At 68.1% G+C, this 8,946-nt stretch carries 5 protein-coding genes; all 5 read left to right on the top strand.

Translation table 11 applies throughout. The features are described 5' to 3' along the window. The first annotated feature begins 186 nt into the window (after window positions 1–186). Complete coding sequence (gene groL / locus KD1_RS01615) at window positions 187–1,821, top strand: chaperonin GroEL (RefSeq protein WP_068396591.1); 1,635 nt, start codon at window positions 187–189, stop codon at window positions 1,819–1,821. 250 nt (window positions 1,822–2,071) lie between these two features. Next, on the top strand, window positions 2,072–2,851 hold the full coding sequence (locus tag KD1_RS01610) for an ABC transporter ATP-binding protein (RefSeq protein WP_068396588.1): 780 nt from the start codon (window positions 2,072–2,074) through the stop codon (window positions 2,849–2,851). A gap of 3 nt (window positions 2,852–2,854) precedes the next feature. Further along, window positions 2,855–5,401 carry an ABC transporter permease gene (locus tag KD1_RS01605; RefSeq protein ID WP_068396585.1) on the top strand — a complete coding sequence of 849 codons (2,547 nt, stop codon included), beginning with the start codon at window positions 2,855–2,857 and terminating at the stop codon, window positions 5,399–5,401. Between the two features lie 199 nt (window positions 5,402–5,600). Then, window positions 5,601–6,371, top strand: coding sequence for an ABC transporter ATP-binding protein (locus tag KD1_RS01600; protein WP_068396582.1), 771 nt, complete (start codon window positions 5,601–5,603; stop codon window positions 6,369–6,371). A 3-nt stretch (window positions 6,372–6,374) separates the two neighbouring features. Next, the gene (locus KD1_RS01595; protein ID WP_068396579.1) at window positions 6,375–8,930 is read left to right on the top strand and encodes an ABC transporter permease; all 2,556 of its coding nucleotides are present in this window, start codon (window positions 6,375–6,377) and stop codon (window positions 8,928–8,930) included. Window positions 8,931–8,946 lie beyond the last annotated feature (16 nt).

Below are 8,946 nucleotides of genomic sequence, written 5' to 3'. Positions count from 1 at the left end.
GCGGGGGTGACGTTTGCACTCTCACCTAGAGAGTGCCAATAATGGCGTTAGCACTCTCCTCGTGAGAGTGACAATCCTGACCGGCCGGTGAGGGCCGGGACCCACGGTGACCTGAGCCGTGGTGACCGGTTCGTCCGTCGCGGGCACTGTCCGGTCGCCACCTTCGATTCGCCTGAAGGATTGTGAATGTCCAAGCTCATTGCTTTCGACGAGGAGGCCCGCCGCGGCCTCGAGCGGGGTATGAACACCCTCGCCGACGCGGTTCGCGTCACGCTCGGCCCCAAGGGCCGCAACGTCGTCCTGGAGAAGAAGTGGGGCGCCCCCACGATCACCAACGACGGTGTCTCGATCGCCAAGGAGATCGAGCTCGACGACCCGTACGAGAAGATCGGCGCCGAGCTCGTCAAGGAGGTCGCCAAGAAGACCGACGACGTCGCCGGTGACGGCACCACCACCGCGACCGTGCTCGCCCAGGCCCTGGTCAAGGAGGGCCTGCGCAACGTGGCCGCCGGCGCCAACCCGATGGCCCTCAAGCGTGGCATCGAGGCGGCCGTCGGCGCCGTCGCCGAAGAGCTGCGCGGCATGGCCAAGGAGATCGAGACCAAGGAGCAGATCGCGGCCACCGCGTCCATCTCCGCGGCCGACCCGCAGATCGGCGAGATGATCGCCGAGGCCATGGACAAGGTCGGCAAGGAAGGTGTCATCACCGTCGAGGAGAGCAACACCTTCGGCCTCGAGCTCGAGCTCACCGAGGGTATGCGCTTCGACAAGGGCTACATCTCGGGCTACTTCGTCACCGATACCGAGCGTATGGAGACCGTCCTCGAGGACCCGTACATCCTCGTCGTCAACTCCAAGATCTCCTCGATCAAGGACCTCCTGCCGATCCTCGAGAAGGTCATGCAGTCCGGCAAGCCGCTGCTGATCATCGCCGAGGATGTCGAGGGCGAGGCCCTGTCGACCCTGGTCGTCAACAAGATCCGCGGCACCTTCAAGTCCGTCGCCGTCAAGGCCCCGGGCTTCGGTGACCGCCGCAAGGCCATGCTCGCCGACATCGCCATCCTCACCGGTGGCCAGGTCATCTCCGAGGAGGTCGGCCTCTCCCTCGAGACCGCCGAGCTCGACCTGCTGGGCCGCGCCCGCAAGGTCGTCGTCACCAAGGACGAGACCACGATCGTCGAGGGTGCCGGCGACGCCGACCAGATCGCCGGTCGCGTCAACCAGATCAAGGCCGAGATCGAGAACTCCGACTCGGACTACGACCGCGAGAAGCTCCAGGAGCGCCTCGCCAAGCTGGCCGGCGGCGTGGCCGTCATCAAGGCCGGCGCGGCCACTGAGGTCGAGCTCAAGGAGCGCAAGCACCGCATCGAGGACGCCGTGCGCAACGCCAAGGCCGCCGTCGAGGAGGGCATCGTCGCCGGTGGTGGCGTCGCCCTGCTGCAGGCCGGCACCGCCGCGTTCGACAAGCTCGAGCTGACCGGTGACGAGGCCACCGGCGCCAACATCGTGCGCGTCGCGATCGAGGCTCCGCTCAAGCAGATCGCCGTCAACGCCGGCCTCGAGGGTGGCGTCGTCGCGGAGAAGGTCGCCAACCTCCCGGCCGGTCAGGGCCTCAACGCGGCCACCGGCGAGTACGTCGACATGATCGCCTCCGGCATCATCGACCCGGCCAAGGTGACCCGCTCGGCGCTGCAGAACGCGTCGTCCATCGCGGCGCTGTTCCTCACCACCGAGGCCGTCATCGCCGACAAGCCGGAGAAGGCCGCTGCGGCCATGCCCGGTGGCGACGACATGGGTGGCATGGGCGGCATGGGCTTCTGATCCGCCGGATCGAAGCGCTGACGCCGGCGTCATCTCCTCGCAGGCCCCGCACCGACTCGGTGCGGGGCCTGCGGGCGTGTGTGGCCCCGGTCACGCAGCCTTGCCTGACCTCTCCCTGAGCACCGCCCGGGTACCCAGGGGTCGCTCAGGGGTGCACCCAATGGGGCGAAATCGCTGGGTTCCCTAGGTTGGAGGTGCAGGGACGACCGGCCAGGAGGGGCCTGACCGGCACCCCGACCGGGGAGGAAACATGGCCGCCACCCAGGCCGACACCCAGACCACAGCACCAGCCCGGCAGGTGGCCGCCCGTGCCGTGAACGTGACCACAACCTTCGGCCGGGGCGAGACCCGCGTGGTGGCCCTGAACGACGTCTCCGTCGAGATCGAGCAGGGCCGTTTCACCGCGATCATGGGCCCCTCGGGCTCGGGCAAGTCGACCCTGATGCACTCCATGGCCGGGCTCGACACGATCGATTCGGGCGAGGTGTGGATCGGTGACGTCGAGCTCACGGGCTTGAAGGAGAAGGCGTTGACGCAGGTCCGGCGCGATCGGCTCGGCTTCGTCTTCCAGTCGTTCAACCTCATCCCGACCCTGACGGCGCTGGAGAACATCCTGTTGCCGCTGGCGATCGCCGGCCGTACCCCGGACCAGGCGTGGGTCGATCGCATCATCGACACCACCGGGCTCCGCCCGCGTTTGGCCCACCGGCCGAACGAACTTTCCGGAGGACAGCAGCAGCGCGTCGCGTGTGCGCGGGCGCTGGCCGGTCGCCCGGAGATCATCTTCGCCGACGAGCCGACGGGCAACCTCGACTCGAAGGCCTCCGAGGAGATCCTGACGTTCCTCGGACACGCGGTCCGCGACGACGGCCAGACGATCGTCATGGTCACCCACGAACCGTCGGCGGCCGCGCACACCGACCGCGTGCTCTTCCTCGCCGATGGCCGGATCGTCGATGAGATGGTCGATCCGACCGCCGAGTCGGTCCTCGATCGGCTCAAGGCGTTCGACCTGGTCCAGGTGGGTTGAGCCATGCTGACCGCCACCCTGAAGAGCCTGATGGCGCGCAAGGTTCGCCTCATCATGAGCGCGATCGCGGTGATCCTCGGCGTCGCGTTCGTCGCCGGGTCGATGATCTTCAGCGCCACCCTGCGCAGCACGTTCGACGGGATCCTCGCCGGCACGACCGCCGAGGTCGTCGTGCGTCAGCAGGACTCCAACCTCACCAGCGGGCCGATCGGCGGTGTGACGATCAGTGAGCGCACCGCCAGGAGGATCGCCGCCGTCGACGGCGTGGCCCGCGCCGACGGCATCATCACCGACATGTCCACGACGTTCCTGGACAAGGACGGCAAGGCCATGGTCGGCGGCGGCATGCCGAACATGGCCTACAACTGGCATGAGGGCCCGAACCTCGAGGGCCAGCAGCCGTTCTCGTGGGTGTCGGGCCGCGCTCCGCAGCGCCAGGGCGAGGTCGGGGTCGACGAGACGACCGCGACCAAGGCCGGGTTCGTGCTCGGCGACAAGGTCACCCTGCTCACCTCCGGCGCCCACCCGCGCATCACCGCGACGGTCGTCGGCATCGGCCGGTACAACGCCGGCGGCATGGCCGGAGCGTCGTTGGCGTACTTCGACACCCGCACGGCCCAGAAGTACTACCTCGACGGGGCACGGGCGTTCCAGAGCGTCGGGGTGACCGCGGCCGACGGACTGAGCCAAACGGAGCTCCGTGACCGCGTCGCGGCCACCGTGCCCGCCGGCTTCGAGGCCGTCACCGGCGATCAGCAGGCCGATGAGGCCGCCGAGAGCATCGCCGACTCGGTGTCATTCCTCAACAACTTCCTGCTGATCTTCGCCGGGATCGCGCTGTTCGTCGGGGCGTTCCTCATCATCAACACGTTCTCGATCCTCGTGGCGCAGCGCGGTCGCGAACTGGCGCTCTACCGGGCGCTCGGGGCGCAGCGCCGCCAGGTCACCGCCTCGGTGATCGTCGAGGCCGTCATCGTTGGGCTCGTCGGCGCCACCCTCGGGTTGGCCCTGGGCGTCGTGCTCGCGTTCGGCATCACCTGGCTGTTCGCCCTGATCGGCCTGGACCTGTCGACCTCGTCGCTGGTGTTCACCCCGATGACCGTGGTCGTGGCCTACCTCGTCGGTGTGCTCGTCACCGTGGCGGCGGCGTGGCTGCCGGCCTACCGGGCGGGCAAGGTCTCGCCGATGGCCGCGATGCGTGAGGACGTCGTCGTCGAGGAGGGCTCGATGCGCAGCCGGATCGTCGTCGGGGTCACCGCCGTCGTGCTCGGCGCGGTGGCCATGGGGCTGGGGCTGTTCACGTCGATCAGCAATGGACTCGTGCTCGTCGGGGCCGGCATGTTCGCCGTGCTGCTCGGCGTGGCCATGACGAGCCCGGTGCTGGGCCGCCCGATCCTCGCGGCGGCCGGGTGGGTGCTCGAACGGGCGGCCGGGATGGTCGGTCGCATGGCCAACCAGAACACGCTGCGCAACCCGCGACGCACCGCGGCCACCGCGTCGGCCCTGATGATCGGCATGACCCTGGTGACGACCCTGAGCATCTTTGGCCAGTCGGCCAAGGCCAGTGTCGACGCGCAGGTCGAGGAGACGATGCAGGCCGACTACATGGTCTCGCAGCTGACGAACATGCCCTTCGCGGCGTCGATCAGCGACGACCTACGCGGGATCGACGGCGTGGCGACGGTCTCGACGCTCCGTTACCCGGTCGGGATGACACTCGACGGGCAGGACGTCGTGCCCGACGCGGTCGACCCGGCCACGTTCCGCGACTTCACCGTCGCCGAGGGGGTCGAGGGCACCGATCGGCCGGCGCTCGGCACCGTGCTCGTCGGCTCGGGTGAGCGGGAGAGGTTCGGGCTGAAGCTCGGCGACACCGTTGCGTTCGAGTACGGTCCGCGCCGCCTGGACCTTCGGGTCACCGGCTTCTACGAGGACATCCCGGCGATCTCGGCTCCGGCGTTCATCATGACCCAGAAGGACGTCGCGTCGATCGGCGTGCCGCCGCGCGACAATGTCGCGTACGTCATGCTCGACCCGGGCGCGGACCGCGCGGCCGTGAGCACCCAGATCGACGCGGTGCTCGCGCAGATGCCGCTTATCTCGGCCAAGGACAAGGTCGAGTACGCGGCCGAGCAGCGCGGCCAGTTCGACAACCTGCTCGTCATCCTCTACGCCCTGCTCGGCCTGGCGGTCGTCATCGCCGTGCTCGGCATCATCAACACCCTGGGCCTGTCGGTCATCGAACGCACCCGCGAGTTCGGGATGCTGCGGGCGATCGGGCTGCGGCGCGACCAGTTGGGCCGCATGGTGACGCTCGAATCGGTGGTCATCGCGGTGCTCGGTGCGCTCATGGGCACGGGGTTGGGGCTGCTGTTCGGTGTGGCGTTGCAGCAGGCGCTCAAGGACGACGGGTTCCGCACGATGTCGATCCCGTGGCTGCAGATCGTGCTCACCCTCGTCATCGCGGGCCTGGTCGGGGTCGTTGCGGCGGTGGCGCCGGCCAGGCGGGCGTCGCGGCTGCAGATCCTCGAGGCGATCCGTACGGAGTAGCGCTGGGTCGGGTGATCGGGGTCGGTCCGTCTGGGGGCCGGCCCCGAGCCGTCGTCGGGGTCGGTCTCAGGGCAGGACGGCGATGCTCAGGGGTCGCTCAGGGAGAAACCGGGAGGCGGGTCCCGGGCCGATCCAGTTAGGTTAGGGAAACAAATCCGGGGGAAACCGACTGCCTCTGGCGCTGATCTGGGAGGGAACCATGACTGAGACGGCCTACGTAGGGGAGCACGCCGCGGGCGTGGCGGCTAGGGCCGTGAACGTCACGAAGACGTTCGGCAAGGGTGAAACGGCGGTGACGGCGCTCCATGAGGTCAGCGCCGACATCGAGCAGGGGCGCTTCACCGCGATCATGGGCCCGTCGGGGTCGGGCAAGTCGACGCTGATGCACTCCATGGCGGGGCTGGACGTCATCGATTCCGGTGAGGTGTGGATCGGCGATGTCGAGTTGACGTCGTTGAAGGAGAAGGAGTTGACGCAGGTGCGTCGTGACCGGCTGGGGTTCATCTTCCAGTCGTTCAACCTCATCCCGACCCTGACCGCGGAGGAGAACATCCTCCTGCCGTTGGCGATTGCCGGCCGCAAGCCCGACCAGGCGTGGGTCGACCGCATCATCGACACCACCGGGCTCCGCAACCGCCTCACCCACCGCCCGAACGAGCTTTCCGGAGGACAGCAGCAGCGCGTCGCCTGTGCCCGTGCGCTCGCGTCGCGGCCCGAGATCATCTTCGCCGACGAGCCGACCGGAAACCTCGACTCGAAGGCCTCCGAGGAGGTCCTGAACTTCCTCCAGCGCAGCGTGCGCGAGGACGGTCAGACGATCGTCATGGTCACGCACGAGCCGTCGGCGGCCGCGCACACCGATCGGGTGCTGTTTCTCGCCGATGGGGAGATCGTCGATGAGATGGCGAACCCGACCGCCGACCGCGTGCTCGAGCGTCTCAAGGCGTTCGAGATGCCTGCGGCGGTCTGACCCATGCTGAAGGCCACCCTCAAGAGCCTCATGGCTCGCAAGGTTCGACTGATCATGAGCGCGATCGCGGTCATCCTCGGCGTCGCGTTCGTCGCCGGGTCGATGATCTTCAGCGACACGCTCACCAAGGTGTTCGACGGTATCAACGCCGGCACCACCTCCGACGTCGTGGTGCGTCAACAGAGCGGTGAGAACATCGCCGTGAGCGGCCCGATCGCCGGCGTGACCATCTCGGCCAAGGATGTCGCGAAGATCGCGGCGGTCGACGGGGTCGCCGCGGCGGACGGCAACGTCACCGATTCGGCGACGTACGTCATCGGCAAGGACGGCAAGCTCATCGGCGGGAACGGAGCCCCCGGTCTGGCGTACAACTGGGTCGACGGCGGTCAGAAGAACCTCGCCGGCGAGGAGATCCTCACCCTCAACGAGGGGCGGGCCCCCGCAAGGAAGGGCGAGGTCGTCCTCGACGATCAGACCGCGAAGCGTGGTGACCTCAAGGTCGGCGACAAGGTCAACCTCATCACCTCGGGGGAGTTCCCGCGCATCTCCGCGACCTTGGTGGGCATCGCCCACTTCGGCTCGGGCAGCGTGGCCGGGGCCACCTTGACCCTCTTCGACACGGCCACGGCGCAGGGGTATTACCAGGGCGGCAAGGACGTCTTTACCGACGTCGCGGTCACGGCCGACCCCGGCGTCTCGCAGACGGAGCTGCGTGATCGCGTCGCGCCGGTCCTCCCGGCCAACTACGAGGCGGTCACCGGTGACGATGCGGTGGCTCAGGCCTCCGAGGCGATCGGGCAGCAGCTCGGGTTCCTCAACAACTTCCTGCTGATCTTTGCGGCCATCGCGCTGTTCGTCGGTGGGTTCCTCATCATCAACACGTTCACGATCCTCGTCGCCCAGCGTGGTCGGGAGCTGGCGCTCTACCGCGCGATGGGGGCACAGCGGCGGCAGATCACGACGTCGGTGGTCATCGAGGCGATCATCGTCGGTCTGATCGGATCGACGTTGGGCCTGGCCCTCGGCGCCCTGCTGGCGATGGGCATCTCGTGGCTCATGGGGCAGGTCGGCCTGGACATGTCCGGGACGACACTGGTGTTCTCGCCGCGGACCGCCATCGTGGCGTACGTCGTCGGCATGGTCGTCACCGTGGTCGCGGCGTGGCTGCCGGCCTACCGGGCCGGCAAGGTTTCGCCGATGGCGGCCATGCGCGAGGACGTCGTCGTCGAGGAGGGGTCGATGCGCAACCGGCTCATCATCGGTGCCGTCATCGCGATCCTCGGGGCCGTGGCGTTGAGTCTGGGCCTGTTCACCGACATCGACAACGCGCTCTACTACGTCGGTGGCGGCATGGTCGGGGTGCTCCTCGGCGTGGCGATGACCAGCCCGATCGTCGGGCGCCCGTTCCTGGCCCTGGCCGGGTGGGTGAACCGCAAGATCTCCGGCATCGTCGGGGTCATGGCCCACCAGAACTCGGTGCGCAACCCGCGGCGAACCGCGGCGACGGCGTCGGCCCTGATGATCGGCATGGCCCTCGTGACGACGATGAGCGTCTTCGGTCAGTCGGCCAAGGCGAGCATCGACGAGACGATCAACGACCAGATGGCTGCCGACTTCCTCATCTCCTCGCCGGTGGGCATGCCGTTCAGCGCTGCCGTCGCCAAGGACGTCAGCAAGGTCAACGGCGTGCAGACCGCGGGTGGCGAATCGTTCTTCTCGGCGAAGGACGGGGATCGCGATGTCTTCGGTTACGTCATGGAGGCGGCTCTGCTCAAGGACCTCCAGCCGGTGACGATGGATCAGGGCACCGACTCGTACCGCAAGGGCGAGATGCTCGTCAGCACGGCCGAGCGCGACAAGGTCGGCCTGAAGTTGGGCGAGACGCTCACCTTGACGAACGGTCCGAAGACGACCTCCCTCAAGATCGTCGGCTTCTACTCGAAGATGGCCTCGGCCGGTGAGGTGCCGTACCTCATCACCCCGTCGGATGCGACCGCGCTGGGTATGCCGTCGACGATCACCTCCGTGCTCGTCAAGCTGGCGCCCGGGGCGGACAAGGAAGCGGTCCGGTCGGGCATCGACACAGCCATCGAGGGCCTGCCCCTCATCTCGGCGATGGACCGGGACGAATACAGCGAGACCCTGCGCGGTCAGTTCGACCAGCTCCTGACGATCATCTATGCGCTGCTCGGCCTCGCGGTGATCATCGCCGTGCTCGGCATCGTCAATACCCTGAGCCTGTCGGTGCTTGAGCGCACCCGCGAGTTCGGGATGCTGCGGGCCATCGGCCTGCGCCGGCGCCAGCTGTTCGGCATGATCACCATGGAGTCGGTGACGATCTCGCTCCTCGGCGCGGTCATCGGCACCGGCCTGGGTCTGATCTTCGGGATCATGCTCCAGCAGGCGCTCAAGGGTGACGGGTTCACGACCCTGGCGGTGCCGTGGGTCCAGGTGGTTCTCACGTTCGTGGCCGTGGCGATCGTGGGCGTGTTGGCGGCGGTCTTCCCGGCGCGTCGGGCCTCGAAGCTGCAGGTGCTCGACGCCATTCGCGAGGACTGAGTTCCTCCCCACCCGC

The sequence above is a fragment of the Kribbia dieselivorans NBRC 106261 genome (genome assembly GCF_001552435.1).
In the GTDB taxonomy this organism is placed as follows: Bacteria; Actinomycetota; Actinomycetes; order Actinomycetales; family Dermatophilaceae; genus Kribbia; species Kribbia dieselivorans.
This window is presented reverse-complemented; position numbering and strand designations above follow the sequence as displayed.

Excerpts from the sequence above, each read along its gene's own strand:
- groL (WP_068396591.1), top strand. The coding sequence starts at position 187 with ATGTCCAAGCTCATTGCTTTCGACGAGGAGGCCCGCCGCGGCCTCGAG.
- KD1_RS01610 (WP_068396588.1), top strand. The coding sequence starts at position 2,072 with ATGGCCGCCACCCAGGCCGACACCCAGACCACAGCACCAGCCCGGCAG.
- KD1_RS01605 (WP_068396585.1), top strand. The coding sequence starts at position 2,855 with ATGCTGACCGCCACCCTGAAGAGCCTGATGGCGCGCAAGGTTCGCCTC.
- KD1_RS01600 (WP_068396582.1), top strand. The coding sequence starts at position 5,601 with ATGACTGAGACGGCCTACGTAGGGGAGCACGCCGCGGGCGTGGCGGCT.
- KD1_RS01595 (WP_068396579.1), top strand. The coding sequence starts at position 6,375 with ATGCTGAAGGCCACCCTCAAGAGCCTCATGGCTCGCAAGGTTCGACTG.